This is a genomic window from Niveispirillum sp. KHB5.9 (assembly GCF_048066115.1).
Classification (GTDB): Bacteria; Pseudomonadota; Alphaproteobacteria; order Azospirillales; family Azospirillaceae; genus Niveispirillum.
This window is the reverse complement of record NZ_JBLTYX010000001.1, coordinates 420,391-436,788: the sequence shown is the minus strand read 5'-3', so window position 1 is coordinate 436,788 and position 16,398 is coordinate 420,391. Positions and strand designations below refer to the sequence as shown.

The window sequence follows — 16,398 nt, the reverse complement described above, 5'->3', positions numbered from 1 at the left end:
TTCCACGGAGCATCGATGCCTTCCGTCCGGGTCGATCTTGAGGATTTGCTGAAGCCCGGAACTGGGGCGACGGGGTGCGGGCCGGACCTGCGATATGACCCGGAATTTGCGGCCATCGAGACGCTGGCGGCTGGCCGGCCGGCGACCGAGATGGGAGGGGCAAGGAACCCGGGGGTCCCGCCCGACTGGGCCGGGGTCTGGTCGCGCTTGCCCGATCTTCTGCGCCGCTCCAAGGACCTGCGTCTGGCCGTCATGGCATGCCGGGCCCTGGCCGTCCTCGACGGGGTGACGGGTGCGGCCCAGGGACTGGCCCTCATCCATGGGATGCTGGAACGTTTCTGGCCGGGCCTGCACCCGGAACTCGACCCTGAAGACAACACCCCCCTGGCGCGCAAGCACGCGCTGCAGGTGCTGCTGCGGCCGCAGGGGCTGTGGGACCTGATGTCCACCCATGTCCTGATCGAGGACAATGTCCTTGGCAAGGTCACGGTGGGGGCCCTAGTGCGCGCCCTGGCCGATGCCCCTGAGGCGGGGGAGCCAACGCGCAAACAGGCCGGCCTCCTCCTGAACGACCATGCCCGCCCGCGCGACACGGCGCGGGAGGCGGCGGCGGCAGCGGTGGCGACGCTGGAGCAATTGTCGGCGCTGTTTGCAGAACAGCAGATCGCCGGGCTGACGATCGACCCGCTGATCAGCCGCTTCCGACAGATCGCAGCCCAGTTCGTCCCCGTGAGCGCGATCACGGTCACGGTCGAAGCCGCCCCAACCGAAGCTGCCCCGGTCACCACAGCCCCGGCCGTTCTTTCCCCGAATGGCATTGGCAGCCAGGACGACGTCATCGCGGCACTGGATGCCATCTGCGCCTATTACGCGGTGACCGAGCCGTCCAGCCCCGTGCCGCTGATCCTGAAGCGCGCCCGCCGTCTGGTCGGCGCCGATTTCAACCGCATCCTGCGCGACCTGGCGGCCACCGGGATCGCCGATTTCGAGCGGGTCAGCGGTGTTGCCGTGCCCGAACTGCCGGGAATCCCCCCCACGCCCTGACATCCGCCCGAAAGGAGAGTTTGTGATGCCCAATGAGAGCGCCCAGAAGTCCATCGCGCCCAACCGCGTCCAGATCGAGTACGAGGTCGAGCGCTACGGGGCGCAGAAGATGGTGCAGTTGCCGTTCGTGGTCGGGGTGATGGCCGATCTCAGCGGCAAGTCGCTGCAAAAGCAGCCCGCCCTGGCCGAACGACACTTCGAGGAGGTCAGCCGCGGCACTTTCGACGCGTATATGGAAACACTCCGGCCCCGCGCCGTCATGGATGTCAAGGACACGCAGACGGATGGCGGCAGGCTCAGTATCGCGCTGGAATTCAAGTCGATGGCGGACTTCGCGCCGGATGCCGTCGCGGCCCGGGTACCGGAACTGAACAAGCTGCTGCGCGCCCGTACCCTGCTGAAGAACCTCATCGACGACATGAACGGCAAGAGCGACGCGGAGGCGATGGTCGTGGAGGCGCTGAAGGATCTGCCCTTTCTGCAGGCCCTGGCCGCCGGGGCCAAGAGCACGGAGGGCTGATCGTCATGGAACACGTTGAACAAACCGTCAAATCGGTCATCGCCACCAAGCAGACGGACATGTTCGCCGAGATGCTGCGCGAGGAGGTCAAATTTTCCGACACGCGGCGCAAGAGCGACATGGACGAGACGCTGCAGGTGCTGGCCGAACGGGCCATGGCTGGGACGCAAACCCAGGCGTCCAACGTCTTCGACCGTATCCGCACCATGATCGCCGATATCGATGCGCGGCTGTCCAGCCAGGTCAACGAGATCATCCACCATCCCGAATTCCAGTCGATGGAACGGGCCTGGCGCGGGCTGCACTATCTCGTCGCCAATACCCAGAGCGACGAGCATCTGAAGATCAAGGTCTTCAACGCCTCCAAGGCCGAGCTGAACAAGGCGTTGGCCAAATATTCCGGTGATGCTTTCGTCGAGGGGACGATCTTCAAGAAGATCTATCTGGAGGAATTCGCCCAGCTGGGCGGCCATCCCTATAGCTGCATCATCGGCGACTATTATTTCGACCATAGCGCCCAGGATGTGGAGACGCTGCGGGAGATGTCCTCCGTGGCGGCCGCGGCGCATGCCCCCTTCATCGCGGCCGCCGCCCCGTCGGTGCTGCGCATGAACAGCTGGCAGGAGATCGGCAATCCCAGCTCGATCAGGGGCGCTTTCACCGGCGTGGAATACACGGCTTGGCGCAGCCTGCGCGAAAAGGAGGATTCTCGTTACCTGGGACTGACCATGCCGCGGTTCCTGGTCCGCGCGCCCTATGGCTCGAAGGGCAAGCCGGTCGAGGGCTTCGCCTTCGAGGAGGAGATCCCCAACGGCCGGCATGAATATTTCTGCTGGGCCAACGCCGCCTATGCCATGGGTACCAACATCACCCGCTCCTTCAAGAAGCATGGCTGGATATCGCAGATCCGCGGCTCCAAATCCGGCGGCCTGATCGAGAACCTGCCGGCCTACACCTATGAGACGGATGATGGCCGCCTGGACCTGAAATGCCCGACGGAAGCGGTAATCCACGACCTCAGGGAACCGGAACTGGCGGAATCCGGCTTCATGGCGCTGGTCCATGAAAAGCACACCGATCAGGCCGTGTTCCTGGGGGCGCAGTCACTGCAAAAGCCGGCCGTCTATGACGATCCCGCGGCCACGGCCAACGCCAACCTGGCGGCGCGCCTGCCTTACCTGTTCGCCACCTGCCGCTTCGCCCACTATCTGAAGGCATTGGTCCGCGACCATGTCGGGTCCTTCACCACCAGTGTGGCGCTGAAGGAATGGCTGGAACGTTGGATCAACAACTATGTCGATGGCGATCCGGCGAACTCCACCGACGAGGTGAAGGCGCGCAAACCCCTGGCGGAGGCCCGGGTAAGCGTCGCCGACGTGCCGGGCAATCCCGGCTATTACACCGCCGAATTCCACCTGCGCCCCCATTACCAGCTTGAAGGCCTGACGGCGGCCCTGAAGCTCGTCGCTGAAATGCGCGGGGACAAAGGCAAGTAATAAGCACATGTGACCAGTCAACCATGGCCAGGGAGAAAAGATATGGCTTATGATATGTTCATCGATATTGACGGCATCCCCGGGGAATCGACCGACAGCAAACTGAAGGACAAGATCGATGTCTTCGGCTTCTCCTGGGGGGTGGCCCAGCAGGGCTCCCTCAGCCATGGCAACACCAATGCCGTCGGCAAGGCCGACATCCGCAGCCTGCGTTTCCTGAAGCGCACCGACGCTAGTTCGCACCTGCTGTTCATCAACTGCGTCACCGGCGCCTACATCAAGCAGGCAACGCTGATCGTGCGCAAGCAGGGCGGCAACCCGCTGGAATTCCTGAAGATCCAGATGTCCGACATCTTCGTGGAAAGCTTCGAGCTGACCGGCAAGCCCCGGTCGGACAACACCCATCCGGAAGAAGAGGTCGGACTGGCCTTCTCCACCATCAAGATGCTCTACGCCCGGCAGAAGGATGAGCGCACGCTCGACGCCTACAAGGAGGTGGGCTGGAGCGTGAAGGAGAACAAGCGCCTGTGACGGCCTGGCGGGAGACGGGATAGATGCCGGACCATCTGCGCTTTCTCAGCCTCTGGGAGCGGTTGGCCGAGGATGGGGAGATGGCGACCGGCATCCTCCCGACGCGCGACAGCCTGTACGCCAGTGTGAAGGCGCAGATCGAACGCCTGCTGAACAGTCGTTGCCCGGGCGGCTTCGACAGGCATCCCCACGTGAGACGATCGGTGATGAACTACGGTCTGCCCGACCTTGCGGGAATGGGCAGCCGGCCCCTGGACCGCAAGCGCCTGATCCGCGACGTGGAAACCGCCATCGAGGCGTTCGAGCCGCGGGTGGAGGCGGTGAAAGTGGCGGTCGACGACAGGGTGCGCACTACCGCCGGCGCCATACTCCACCTCACCATCACCGGCAGGATCAAGGCTTGGCCCGAGCCTTTGCCGCTTGATCTCGGGTCACGCATCGACATTGGCACGGGTCAGGTGACGCTGGTGCAGCGGCGGGGGCAGGGGGGATGACGGGGAAGCATTTTCTCGACCTTTACGAGGAGGAGTTGCGGGCCATCCGTGAGGATGCGGTCGCCTTCGGGCGGCTGCAAGGCGGCTCGGCGGCGCATCTCCATCAATATGACAGCGATCCGTTCGTCGAGCGGCTGCTGGAAGGTTTCGCGTTCCTGACGGCGCGCGTGCAGGTGAAGATGGAGGCGCAGTTCCCGCGCTTCACCCACTCCCTGCTGGAGATGGTGCAGCCCGGCCTGCTGACGCCAACCCCTTCCATGACCATCGTGCGTCTTGATCCGGACATGCGCGACCGCAACCTGGCGGCGGGCCGGTTGCTGAAGGCGGGGGAAACGGTGCTGCGCCCGCGCGACCGGCGGGAGATCCGATATGTGACAGCCCATGACGTCACGCTTTATCCGCTGGCCCTTGTCGAGGCCGAGTATCAGCGCGCGCTGACATCCCCTTCCGGCCCCGCGGCGGCCGCCACCCTGCGTCTGTCATTGCGCTGCGGGGACGGGGTGCAGGCATCGCAATTGCGGCTGGACAGCCTGCCGGTCTTCATCGATGGCCGACGGGAACGCCAGTTCCTGCTGCACGAGCATATCTTTGCCAATGCCGTCGCGGTGGAGGTGCGTGAACCCGGGCGGGACAGATCCACCTTCCTGCCGGCCGACAGTATCAGGCCCGTGGGTTTTTCGCCCGCCGAGGCCATGCTGCCCCTCACGGACCGGTGCAGCGACGCCTTCCGGCTGCTGCGTGAATTCTTCGCCTTGCCCTCGCGCCTCTGCTTCGCGCGCTTCACCGGCCTGGCGGCGGCCCTGTCGCGCATCAACGGGCCGGCCTTCGATATCCTGGTCCATTTCAAGCAGTTGGATGACAGCCTGGTCCGGCAGGTCGACAGCCGGGATTTCGCCCTGTTCTGCACGCCAGCCATCAACCTGTTCCAGGAAGGCAGCCGGCCCATCAAGCTGAAGAAGGAACAGAGTGAATACCAAATCCTGCCCGACCCCGTGCGTGATGTCCGTGACCTGACCGCCCCGGGCCCGTTTCTGGATGCGCATTCGGTCCTGTCGGTGCGTGGAACCACCCATGGCGCGCCGGCCCGGCCCTTCCATCCGCTGTTCGGCGGAACCGGCGCCGGCGATCGGCGCTACTACACGCTGGCGCGACGGCCACCGCCGCCGGGACACAGGGCCGGGCGGAGCGGGCTTTTCATCGCGCTGGTCGATGGTGACCAGGCACCGCTGGGCCCGGACGAGGATGTCCTGCATGTCGACCTGCGATGCACCAACGGGAACATGGACGAAGCGGCTTTGCAGACGTCGCTGGTGGGGCCGTTCGTCATTGATGGCGACCCGCCCGTGACGGGCGTGACCCGCATCGTGCCGGCCACGCCACAGCTGCCGCCGCCCGTCGATATGCCGGAAACGGAAGCGGGAGCCGCATCGGTGGCACCCGGCGGCCGGCCGGCCTGGCAGCTGGTCTCGCACCTGTCGCAGAGCTACCTGTCGCTGGCCGACGGCGGGGCGGCGGACATGGACGCAGAGACGCGGGCATCAGGCGCGGCCCTGGCCCTGCGCCAGATGCTGCTGCTGCATTGTCCCGACCATGACGAACGCCACAAGGCCATGCGGCGGCGGGTGGAGGCGATCCGCGCCGTCAGGGTGGAACCGGTGGTCGAACGGTATCCGGACCCGGCCTATCCGGCCTGGGTCCGGGGCGTGCGGATCACGGTGGAGGTGACGGAGCCCGAGGCGGGGGATCGCGGCATCCTGCTGCTGGGGGCGGTGCTGGAGGTCTATTTCAGCCTGCACGCCGCCGTGAACAGTTTTGCGCAGCTGGTCCTGCGCGGCCAGGAACGGGGAGTGGTGAAGGAATGGCCGATCCGGATCGGACAGCGGCAGCTGATATAGACGCCGCCATTGCCGTCATGGCCCAGGCGCCCTGGCGTTACGGGTTGTTCGCGGCGTTGCGCCTGATCGAGGCGCGCGCCCCCCGCCGGTACCGGCTGGGTGCGCGGGGGGGACGGCCGCGGCAGGAGGCGGTGCGCCTGTCCCAGATGCCGTTGCCGATCTGCGTGCCGGGCCAGATCCATGCACTGGAACTGGCGCCGGAAGGAAGGCCACATCGGCTCTGGGTCCACGGGCCCGGCCTGCTGGGACCGCACGGCCCCATGCCCGGCCATGTCAATGCCGACGCGCCGAACCCCGCCAGCCCCAGGCTGAACCGGCGGCACGCCTTCATCGACCTGTTCAACCACCGCCTGCTGTCATTGCTTTATCGCGCCTGGGCCGATACCGAACCGGTCGTCGCCTTCGACCAGCCGGGTGAGAACCACTTTCACCGGCAGGTCGCGTCGCTGATCGGACTGGGCAGCCCCGGACTGCGCGACCGCGACGCGCTGTCCGATGCCGTCAAATATCGCCATGCCGGCTTCCTGGCCCGTTCCGTGCGGGCGCCGGAAGGGCTGGAAACCATGGCGCGCGGCCTGTTCGGCGTGCCAACGCAGTTGATGGAATTCATTCCCGACTGGCTGGACATCCCGCGTGAGCGGCAATGGTCGCTGCGGCGTACGGGCGGGGAGGCCCTTGGCCGCGGCATGCCGTTGGGCGCACGGGCGATCGGCGTGCAGCACCTGGTCGAACTGCGCATCGGTCCGCTGGATTACCCCGCCTACCGCCGCTTCTTTCCCGGCGGCCCCGCCCGCCCCCTTTTGGCGGCCCTGGCACGGACATGGCTGCATGACGGGATCGCGATGCGCGTACGCCCGCTGCTGGCGCCGGCGGCCGTTCCCCGTTGGCGTCTGTCCGGATCGCGCGGTGGTGGGCGGCTGGGCCTGGATTGCTGGCTGGGCCGACCGCCAGGGACGGGGCCCGCCGCAGACCTGGCCTTCCATACCGACCCGGCCACCGCCTTCGATCGCACGGGCACCGACGTCCCCACCCATCCCGCAGGAGGTTTGAGATGACCGGCATCACCCGCGCCGCCCTGCTCGGCAAGCTGACGCCGCTGGCCTATCGCTGCATGGAGGCCGCCAGCGTTGCCGCCCGGCTGCGCGGCCACCGGCAGGTGACGCTGGCGCATTGGCTGTTCCAGCTGCTTCAATGCCCCGACAGTGATCTCCACCATATCCTGCGCCATTTCGAGGTGAATGCCGACCTGTTGGCCGGCGACCTGACCGTGGCGATGGACCGGCAGCCGCACGGCAACGGCCAGACCATGCGCATGGCGGAGGAGGTGGACCTGGCGGTGGAGCGGGCCTGGCTGCTGGCATCCCTGACCTTCGGTGCGCGATCGGTCCGGTCCGGCCACGTGCTGGCGGCCATCCAGCAGATCGGGAAGCTGCGCAGCGAACTGGCCGACCTTTCCCCGCAATTCGAACGCCTCGCGCCCGACAGGCTGCTGTCGGATATGACTGTCATCGCCGCGACCTCGCCGGAGGCGGAAGTGCCGACCAGGGAACCGGAGACCGACGCATCGAAGGCGCCGGCCTCCGGTTCCGCCGTGATGGGACGGCAGGAGGCATTGCGGCGATACTCCATCGACCTGACGGAGCGCGCCCGGCAAGGTCGCATCGATCCCGTTGTCGGCCGCGACGCGGAAATCCGGCAGGTGGTGGACGTGCTGATGCGCCGTCGCCAGAACAACCCGATCCTGACGGGCGAGGCCGGTGTCGGCAAGACGGCGGTGGTGGAGGGGCTGGCCCTGCGCATCGCGGCCGGTGAGGTCCCGCCCGCCCTTCGCGAGGTGACGTTGCGCGTGCTGGATGTCGGGCTTTTGCAGGCCGGCGCCGGGATGATGGGCGAGTTCGAGGACCGGCTGCGGCAGGTGATCGACGAAGTGCAGGCCGCACCCCGGCCCGTCATCCTGTTCATCGATGAGGCACATACCCTGATCGGCGCGGGGGGTGCCGCCGGTACGGGCGACGCCGCCAACCTGCTGAAGCCGGCGCTTGCGCGGGGCGACCTGCGCACGATCGCCGCCACCACCTGGGCCGAATACAAGAAATATATCGAGAAGGATCCCGCCCTGACCCGCCGCTTCCAGGTGGTGAAGGTCGATGAGCCGGACGAGGCGACGGCCGTTGCCATGCTGCGTGGCGTCGCCGCGGCGCTGGAGGCGCATCACCGCGTATCGGTGACGGAGGAGGCCCTGCGGGCTGCCGTGCGCCTGTCCCACCGCTACATCCCGGCGCGCCAGCTGCCCGACAAGGCCGTCAGCCTGCTGGACACGGCTGCGGCGCGCGTCGCCGTCAGCCAGCATGCGGTACCCGCCATCCTGGATGATTGCCGCCGTGCCATCCAAAGGGCGCGGGACGAACTGGCGCTGCTGACGCGTGAGCATGCGGAAGGGGTCGACCGGACCGACCGGCTCGCCGTGGTGAACGACGCCCTGGCAGTGGCGGAAGCGGAAGAGGCGGCACTGACCGGACGCTGGCAGCGCGAAGCCGAACTGGTCGGCGATCTGGCCGCCCTGCGTGAACGGCTGCGTGCCCTGCCGGCCGACGATCCGGGGCGTCCGGGCCTGCTGGGCGAACGTGAACGGTTGCTGGCGGACCTGACCGGACAGCAGGGGGAAGCACCGCTGGTGCTGCCCGTCGTCAACGAACAGGCGGTGGCGGCCGTGGTGCAGGACTGGACGGGCATTCCCGTCGGCCGCATGGTTCGCGACGAGGCCGGGACGGTCCTGGCGCTGGCCGGGACGCTGAAGCGGCGGGTGATCGGCCAGGCCCATGGGCTGGAGATGATCGCCCGCCGCGTCCGCACGGCCCGTGCCGGCCTGGACAATCCCGACAAGCCGATCGGCGTCTTCATGCTCTGCGGCCCGTCGGGTGTGGGCAAGACGGAAACGGCGCTGGCGCTGGCGGAGGCGCTCTATGGTGGTGAGCAGAACCTGATCACCATCAACATGAGCGAGTTCCAGGAAGCGCACACCGTTTCCACCCTGAAGGGGGCACCGCCCGGTTATGTCGGCTATGGCGAGGGCGGCGTGCTGACGGAGGCCGTGCGCCGCCGGCCCTACAGTGTCGTGCTGCTGGACGAGGTGGAGAAGGCCCATGCCGATGTCCACGAGATATTCTTCCAGGTGTTCGACAAGGGCGTGATGGAGGATGGGGAGGGGCGGCGGATCGACTTCCGCAACACCCTGATCCTGCTGACCTCCAATGTCGGCAGCGAACTGACAATGGCGCTGTGCCGCGACCCCACCATCCTGCCGGATCCGGAGGAGGTGGCGCGGCGCTTGCGCGCGCCGCTGCTGGAGGTCTTCCCGGCGGCCCTGCTGGGCCGCATCGTCACCGTCCCCTACTACCCGCTGTCCGACGCGATGCTGGGCGCCATCGTGCGCCTGCAGCTGGACCGGATCGCCCGGCGGGTGACGGAACGCTACGGCGTTCCCTTCACCTACAGCGACGACGCCGTCGCCCTGGTCGTGGGCCGCTGTACCGAGCTGGAAAGCGGCGGCCGCATGATCGACGCCATCCTGACCAACGGCCTGCTGCCGGAAATCAGCGGCGAGTTCTTGCGGCGCATGACGGAGGGTGTGGCGATGGCATCGGTCCATGTCCATGTCGCCGACGGTGCCCTTGCCTACCAATACGGCGAATGAAAGGGGGCGGGCCATGACGGGAACTCTTTCCCTCGGCAGCCAGGGACCGGAGGTACGGGTGATGCAGGCGCTGCTGAACATGCATGGCGGCCTGCCGGCACCCGTGCCGGAGAACGGCATCTTCGACGCAGAGACGACGAAGGGCGTGGCGGCATTCCAGCGGTCAAGACACCTGGAGGGCACGGGCCTCTACAGCGGGGACACGCGTCTGGCCCTGGTGGGGAAACCGCCGGCGGGGGCGGCAAGGGGTGGCTGGCCGGCCCCCTGGATGGATATCGCCGTGGCGGAGGAGGCGGCCGGGGTGCAGGAGAACCCCTCGAAAACAATCCATAACCCCCGGATCGTGGAATATCACGCCGCGACCACGTTCAAGGCAGCCAATGACGAGGAAGCCTGGTGCTCCTCGTTCGCCAATTGGGTGCTGGGCAAGGCCGGGTATCGCGTCGACCGCAATGCGGGGGCCGCGTCCTGGAAAAGCTGGGGTGTCAGTGTTCTCCCACGGTACGGGGCGATCACGGTGGTCAGATCTCCTGGTGGCCACCATGTCGGCTTCTTCGTGGATGCTCCGCCAGGAAAGGTCAGGCTCCTGGGCGGCAACCAGGGAGACATAGGGCTCGGCAGGGTCAAGGAGAGCAACTTTCCTCCCAACCAGATAGTGGCCATCCGCTGGCCCGCCCCTGGCGACGAGCCGGGACATCGTTGAAGGAGGGAACCGATGGCAACCCAGGCCAACCGTGAATTCGCCATTTCCTCCCGGCTTCCCGACGACGTGCTGCTGTTCGTCGGCATGACGGCCGTGGAACGGATCAGCGAACTGTTCGAGTTCGACCTGGAACTCATGACCAAGGAGGCGCCTATCGAGATCGACGGGTTGCTGGGCACCAACATTACCGTGCGCGTGTCCACCGACGGCGACACGCGCTATTACAACGGCTATGTCGCCAGCCTCAGCCTGTCGGGGGAGCGCGGCGGCTATGCCGTCTACCATGCCAGGCTGAGGCCCTGGCTGTGGTTCCTGACCCGCAACCGCGATTGCCGGATATTCCAGGGCCTGTCGGTGCCCGACATCGTGCAGGAGGTGCTGCGCGACCATGATTTCACCGACCTGTCGCTGCGCCTGTCGGGAAGCTACCTGCCCTGGGAATATTGCGTGCAGTACCAGGAGAGCGATTTCGACTTCATCAGCCGCCTGCTGGAGCATGAGGGCATCTATTATTATTTCACCCACCGCAACGGCGCCCATACGCTGGTGCTGGGCGACGGACAGCAGGCCCACGACGCCCTGGCCACCGATGGGGCCAAATTGTCCTACCGCCCGCATCCGCAGCCCAACGAACTGGCACGGTCGATAAGCGACTGGACGGTGACGGGGCTGGTGCCGGGCGGGGGCTATCTGGGCGGCGATTTCGACTATGAGCGGCCAGGGGAACAGCTGCGCGTCGGCGATGGCGCCAGCGACATCGCCGCCCTGACCGGCATCACGCAGTACGAGTATCCGGCCCGCATCACCTATGCGCAGAAGGGCAGCCGGCCGCAGGTGGGTCAGGCCCTGGCCCGTACCCGCGCGCAGGAGATCGCCTGCCACCGCCGGCGGATCACGGGCCGCACGGCCGAGCGCCGGCTGGGCGTGGCGCAGCATTTCACCATGGAAAGGCATCCCGACCCGACGCAGAACGGCAGGTACCTGGTCATCGGCACCGTGACGGACGTCGTGGCCGGCGGATATGAAGGGCTGGACGGCCAATGGGGCGGGGGGCCCCCCTTCATCACGCGGTTCGAGGTGATCCCCGCCGACCTGCCCTTCCGGCCGCAGCGCGCGACGCCCTGGCCCGTCATGCGCGGTCCGCAGACAGCCATCGTCACCGGCAAGGGCGGGGCCGATCCGGCCGTGGACGAGCAGGGGCGAGTGACGGTGCGGTTCCATTGGGACCGGCGCGATCCGGGCCCGCAGCATACATCCTGCGCCATCCGCGTCTCCCAGGCCTGGGCGGGCCGTAACTGGGGCGCCCAGTTCCTGCCGCGCATCGGGCAGGAGGTGATCGTCGATTTCCTGGATGGCGACCCGAACAAGCCCATCATCACGGGCCGCGTCCACAATCCCGATATCGAGATGCCGTTCAGCCCCAAGTCCCGCCCTACGGTCTCGGGTTTCCGGTCGTCCAGCACGCCTGGCGGGGAGGGGGCCAACGAGTTCTGGTTCGACGACCAGTCGGGGGCCGAGCAGTTCTTCCTGCACGCCCAGCGTAACCATGACATCCGCGTGCGCAAGGAACTGGCCGAGCATGTCGGCACCAACCGGCATTCCACCATCCTGGGTGAACGGCGCCAGCGCGTGGGCGGCGACGAGCACCTGATCACCGGCGGCGATCGCAACATGAAGATCGAGGGCACCCTGTCGCTGACGGTGCAGGAGGAATGGCAGCAGCAGGTGACGGGCAACATGGCGCAGGACATCGGCGGTGAATGGCACCTGAAGGCCGGCACCAGCCTGGTGATGGAAGCGGGCAGCGAGATCACCATCAAGGCCGGCGGCTCCTTCATCACCATCGGTCCCGGGGGCATCGTCATCAGCGGGGCGATGGTGAAGATCAACAGCGGCGGTTCCGCGGGATCGGGCAGCGGTGCCAGCCCGGAAATTCCCCGGCGACCGCGCGCGGCGCTCGACCCCGATCCCGGCGGCACGACGCAGGAACCGCCACCCCGGCGCCACCGCCCCACCTCGGCCGAGTTGGACAGCCATCCCGTGGCGGCACAGATGCTGAAGGCACATCGCGACGCCGTCCCCTTCTGCGCGCCGTGTGCCCGGCCGCGCGCCAATGCGATGAGATGAGCATGGCACTCGCTCCCGATCGGCTCGACCGTCTGCTGCGTGCGCTTTGCGTGCCGGGAATGCACACCCACGCCGTGATCGATGGGGCGGCCTGCCCGAACCTGCTGGACCAGATCGACCGCGAGCAACCCGACCATGTCTGCCTCTACCGGGGCGAACTGGAGGCACCGGTGGCGCATGTAGCCCCCTGGCTGGTCCGGCTGGAACCGGAATCCGAATTCAGCCGATGGTTGTTGGGCGAGGGCTGGGGGCGCGGCTGGTTCAGCCTGACCATGGGCATCCAGCCCCTCCATGCCCTGCGCAGCCAGTTCCGCCGGTTGCTCCTGGTGAAGTTGCCGGATGGCCGCATCGTCTATTTCCGCTTCTACGACCCACGCGTGCTGCGCCTCTACCTGCGCGAATGCGGCGGGGAGGAGGCGACGGCCATCCTGGGCATGCAGGCCGCCTTCGTCACGGAAGCGGCCGATGCCGGACAACTGCACCTGTTCCGCGCGGCAGCAACGGGTATCGGCAGCGAGGTCCGGCGGCTCGATGATCTGGGAACGGGCCCGCTTCTGCCGCCGCCGGAGGATTGATATGGGATTGCAGGTGATTTCCGGCGCGATATTATGCCAAAGGTCGAAATGTTTGACCGGTGGTACGGTGACGACTGCCGCCGCGCAGCGCGGTGTCAATCGTCCGGCGGCATCGGCAGGCGCACGGTTTGCGCATCCGCATCGGGAAAGTCCGTCGCGGTCACCGCCAGCACGCTGACATTGTCGGGTGCGCCGCGATCCAGGCAGAGATCGACCAGCCGGTCGCACAGCCCGGTGGGCCGGGTCATCTCCTCCGCGATCTCCGCGTCGGACAAGAGCCGTGTCAGCCCGTCGCTGCACAGCAGGAACAGGTCGCCCGGCAACAGCGCGCCGTGGCGTACATCCGCCTCGACCTGAGGTGCCGCACCGATGGCGCGGGTCAGGATGTTGCGCTGGGGGGCGGTCTCCGCCTCGGCCTCGGTGATCTCCCCTTGATCGATCCGCTCCTGCACCAGGCTGTGGTCCCGGGTCAGCCGCTCCAGCCGGCCCTGGCGCCAGCGATAGGCGCGGCTGTCGCCGATCCAGACCGTGGCGAAGTGCCGGTCATGGATCAGCAGGGCGACAATGGTCGTTCCACAGATATCGCCCTCCTGGGCGGCGGCATGGGCCTGCAGGGCGGCATTGGCATCGGCGATGGCGCCCAGCGTGCCGGTCAACAGCGCCTGCCCGTCGGCCGGCACCGGCAGGGCCGCCAGCGTCCGTGTCACCAGGTGGCTGGCCATCGCACCGCCGCGATGGCCACCCATGCCGTCGCAAACCGCCCAGATGCCGGCGACGGGATGCTCCAGCATGTCATCCTCGTTGTGCGTGCGGACATGGCCGACATGGGTGCGGGCGGCGGACAGGATGCTCATGGTTTGATCTTCACCAACGTCCAGGTGGCCAGCGGATCACGGCCGGCCGGGGTTCCGATGCGTTGCAGCACCCGGGTCAGCTGGGTGATATTGGCGGCGCCGGTCGGGGTGTCGGGCGTGGCCAAGGCGGCCAGCGGCAATAACGGGCTGCGGGCCGTCACGACGATAAGCATCACCCAGCCCGGGCTCGTCTCCCCCTCGCTGAGCCTTTCGGAATACGGCCCCGTAAAAGCCCCGCTGCTGTCGCGGACACGGACCAGGCCGTCATCGGACACACCGATCACATAGAGATACCGTGCCGTGGCCGTCGTGCCCGTCAGGTCGATGTCCAGGGGCTGGCCGGCAGCGATGGTGGGGCTGGTCAGGGGGAAGACCGCACCGTCCCTGCCCGGCGAGGCGACCAGTTTCTTCATTTCCAGCAGATCGACCAACTCGCAGGCCTCCGGGGCGAACTTGTCGGCATCGGGATGGACGGAGGCGCAGGCCGGCGGCGGCTTCTCCGGTAGGATGACAGGTCCGACCGGGTCTGGGGCCCGCGCTGGGCCGGTGGGTGCCGGCGCCACACCCACAGGCGGGGGCGTCTTCCCGGACTGACTGCTGGGCACCGTCTCTCCCGGTTGGGGTTGGGGCGGCCTCATCTTGGGCGTCTCGGTGGGCAGCCTCTGCGTCGGAGCCGGCACAGCCGGAGCGGGCGTGCTGGTTCCGGCTGCACCGGGCTGGCCATTAGCTGCCACCGTATATCTGGTGTCGATCTTCTCGTCCGAAACGGGTTCCTGCCCCGGTAGACCCAAGAAACTCATAGCGACCCCCACGACCGCCATCGCCGCCACGACGATGCCGACACGGCGGCGATGGCGCCAGAGCCAGATCGTGAACGCCCCACGATCCATCAAGGCCAGCAATTCGCGGGCGGATTGAGGACGCTCGCTGGCCTTGGGGCGCAGCAGCCAGTTCAGCAGCGGACGCAACCGGTGTGGAACACCGTCCAGACGGGGAGGGGACTGCCGCAGCATGGCGGCAGTTCTCGGGTCCTTGTGGCCCATGTCCAGGGGCCGGCCCCTGGCCGCGGCGGCCAGCACAAGGCCCAGACAGTAGAAATCGGATGGGGCGACCTTGGGGGCCTGGGAGAAATGTTCCGGCGAGGCATAGTTGCAGGTCCCCTGGAACTCGCCGCGGACCAGGGTGTGCTCGTCGCCCTTCTGCACCTTGGCGATGCCGAAATCGATGATGACCGGCTGCTTCAGATCGCCATGCCGCAGCAGGATGTTGTTGGGCGACAGGTCGCGGTGGAAGACGCCTTCACGATGGGCGGCCCCCAATCCTTCGACCAGATGGCGGGCCAGGGTCAGGGTCTCGGTGGCGCTCAGCGCCCCCTCGTCGGCAAGGTGATCCTTCAGGGAATGGGGACGCCAGCTCTCGGGGTCGCCTTCCACGGGCTCGCGACGCCCCTCCACCAGTTCCATGGCGATATAGGGCACCCCGGTACCGCTATCGTCACGCCGGTATTCATACTTGACGATGTTGGGATGCTTCAGCTGGCGCAGGGCTTCCACCTCCCTGCGCAATATCTCGTCCTGATTGATGTCGGCCGCCATTGCGGCGCTGATCAGCTTGATGGCATAGCGGTCCTGCCGGTCCCGGGCGGCATAGACCTCGCCCGTGCCACCCCGGCCGATCAGGGCCATGATCTGCAGGCTGCCGTCGAAGGTTTCGCCGGGCTTCAGGCGCCGTCCGTCCCAGTCGTGCGGGCGCGCCGGGCCCAGCGGGCGGCGCCTGACGACGGTTGGGTCTTGTTCATCCCCGTTCACAGCGCCACCTCGCTGCCGATCACCGGGATCAGTTCCACGCGCCGGTTCAACGGATCGCCTCCCGGCCGGCCGGGAAGCAGCCGCGTCATGCCATAGGCGCGGCCGTACAGCCTGCCGGCATATTGCCTGGGAAGATAGCCGATCACCGATGCCACGCGCCGTTCCGACAATCCCTGGTTATAGGTCCGGCCGCCCTTATTGTTGGTGTGACCCTCGACACGGAAGGAGATGCCGGGCACGGTCATCAGCACCGTTTCCACCTCGTACAGCAGGCCCTTCGCTTCGCGCGTCAGGACGGTGGCGTCATGGTCGAATTGAAGCGGTCGTACATTGAGGCCGGGCGACGGCGTGTTGGGGACCCACTTGTCGAGGGGTGTCTGCTGGGCAAGCGACCGGAACGGCGCCCCGCGGGAGGCGCCCAATTGGGCCGCCACCTCCGCCTCACTATACAGTACGCCCTTTTTCGGCAGGCACCAGCCCGGCACGCGGGGAGCCAGTTTCAACATGGCCTGGCAGCCGGTCAGGCTGTCGACGGTTTCATAGACGGGAACCGCATCGTCCGCGATGGCCGGAACAGCACCGATGGCCAATCCGGCCAGACAGATCAGGATGCCCAAGGGCTTGTACATGGCACTCCTCCGGGCCGGGGCCATCCCT

14 protein-coding genes are annotated in these 16,398 nt (G+C 67.2%); 11 read left to right on the top strand and 3 right to left on the bottom strand.

Features of this window, described 5'->3' with window-relative positions:
* The first annotated feature begins 15 nt into the window (after positions 1 to 15).
* Genes tssA through ACM9HJ_RS01765 form a run of 11 tightly spaced genes read left to right on the top strand, consistent with a single transcriptional unit; the run spans position 16 to position 13,079 of the window.
* The gene (gene tssA / locus ACM9HJ_RS01815; protein WP_416569960.1) at positions 16 to 1,044 is read left to right on the top strand and encodes a type VI secretion system protein TssA; all 1,029 of its coding nucleotides are present in this window, start codon (positions 16 to 18) and stop codon (positions 1,042 to 1,044) included.
* Between the two features lie 25 nt (positions 1,045 to 1,069).
* Positions 1,070 to 1,564, top strand: a complete 495-nt coding sequence (gene tssB / locus ACM9HJ_RS01810; protein WP_416569959.1) for a type VI secretion system contractile sheath small subunit — start codon at positions 1,070 to 1,072, stop codon at positions 1,562 to 1,564.
* 5 nt (positions 1,565 to 1,569) lie between these two features.
* The gene (tssC, locus tag ACM9HJ_RS01805) at positions 1,570 to 3,060 is read left to right on the top strand and encodes a type VI secretion system contractile sheath large subunit (RefSeq protein ID WP_416569958.1); all 1,491 of its coding nucleotides are present in this window, start codon (positions 1,570 to 1,572) and stop codon (positions 3,058 to 3,060) included.
* Positions 3,061 to 3,102: 42 nt separating this feature from the next.
* Positions 3,103 to 3,591, top strand: coding sequence for an Hcp family type VI secretion system effector (locus ACM9HJ_RS01800; RefSeq protein ID WP_416569957.1), 489 nt, complete (start codon positions 3,103 to 3,105; stop codon positions 3,589 to 3,591).
* A 23-nt stretch (positions 3,592 to 3,614) separates the two neighbouring features.
* Entirely contained in the window at positions 3,615 to 4,085 is a 471-nt protein-coding gene (tssE, locus tag ACM9HJ_RS01795; protein ID WP_416569956.1) for a type VI secretion system baseplate subunit TssE, read from the top strand.
* Positions 4,082 to 5,980, top strand: coding sequence for a type VI secretion system baseplate subunit TssF (gene tssF, locus ACM9HJ_RS01790; protein ID WP_416569955.1), 1,899 nt, complete (start codon positions 4,082 to 4,084; stop codon positions 5,978 to 5,980). The genes tssE and tssF overlap by 4 nt, the downstream gene beginning before the upstream one ends.
* Entirely contained in the window at positions 5,944 to 7,035 is a 1,092-nt protein-coding gene (tssG, locus tag ACM9HJ_RS01785) for a type VI secretion system baseplate subunit TssG (protein WP_416569954.1), read from the top strand. The genes tssF and tssG overlap by 37 nt, the downstream gene beginning before the upstream one ends.
* Complete coding sequence (gene tssH / locus ACM9HJ_RS01780; protein WP_416569953.1) at positions 7,032 to 9,674, top strand: type VI secretion system ATPase TssH; 2,643 nt, start codon at positions 7,032 to 7,034, stop codon at positions 9,672 to 9,674. Before tssG ends, tssH begins: the two co-directional genes overlap by 4 nt.
* Positions 9,675 to 9,687: 13 nt before the next feature.
* Positions 9,688 to 10,377 carry a TIGR02594 family protein gene (locus tag ACM9HJ_RS01775; RefSeq protein WP_416569952.1) on the top strand — a complete coding sequence of 230 codons (690 nt, stop codon included), beginning with the start codon at positions 9,688 to 9,690 and terminating at the stop codon, positions 10,375 to 10,377.
* Between the two features lie 12 nt (positions 10,378 to 10,389).
* Complete coding sequence (locus tag ACM9HJ_RS01770; protein ID WP_416569951.1) at positions 10,390 to 12,504, top strand: type VI secretion system Vgr family protein; 2,115 nt, start codon at positions 10,390 to 10,392, stop codon at positions 12,502 to 12,504.
* Between the two features lie 2 nt (positions 12,505 to 12,506).
* The gene (locus ACM9HJ_RS01765) at positions 12,507 to 13,079 is read left to right on the top strand and encodes a DUF4123 domain-containing protein (protein ID WP_416569950.1); all 573 of its coding nucleotides are present in this window, start codon (positions 12,507 to 12,509) and stop codon (positions 13,077 to 13,079) included.
* 95 nt (positions 13,080 to 13,174) lie between these two features.
* On the opposite strand, the gene ACM9HJ_RS01760 is transcribed toward ACM9HJ_RS01765, so the two are convergent.
* From ACM9HJ_RS01760 to ACM9HJ_RS01750, 3 genes are read right to left on the bottom strand one after another with little or no spacing between them, the layout of a single operon-like run.
* Positions 13,175 to 13,933: a PP2C family protein-serine/threonine phosphatase gene (locus ACM9HJ_RS01760; protein ID WP_416569949.1), complete on the bottom strand. Its 759-nt coding sequence runs from the start codon at positions 13,931 to 13,933 to the stop codon at positions 13,175 to 13,177.
* Complete coding sequence (locus ACM9HJ_RS01755) at positions 13,930 to 15,741, bottom strand: protein kinase domain-containing protein (RefSeq protein WP_416569948.1); 1,812 nt, start codon at positions 15,739 to 15,741, stop codon at positions 13,930 to 13,932. Before ACM9HJ_RS01755 ends, ACM9HJ_RS01760 begins: the two co-directional genes overlap by 4 nt.
* Positions 15,738 to 16,370, bottom strand: a complete 633-nt coding sequence (locus tag ACM9HJ_RS01750) for an OmpA family protein (RefSeq protein WP_416569947.1) — start codon at positions 16,368 to 16,370, stop codon at positions 15,738 to 15,740. Before ACM9HJ_RS01750 ends, ACM9HJ_RS01755 begins: the two co-directional genes overlap by 4 nt.
* Positions 16,371 to 16,398: the final 28 nt, after the last annotated feature.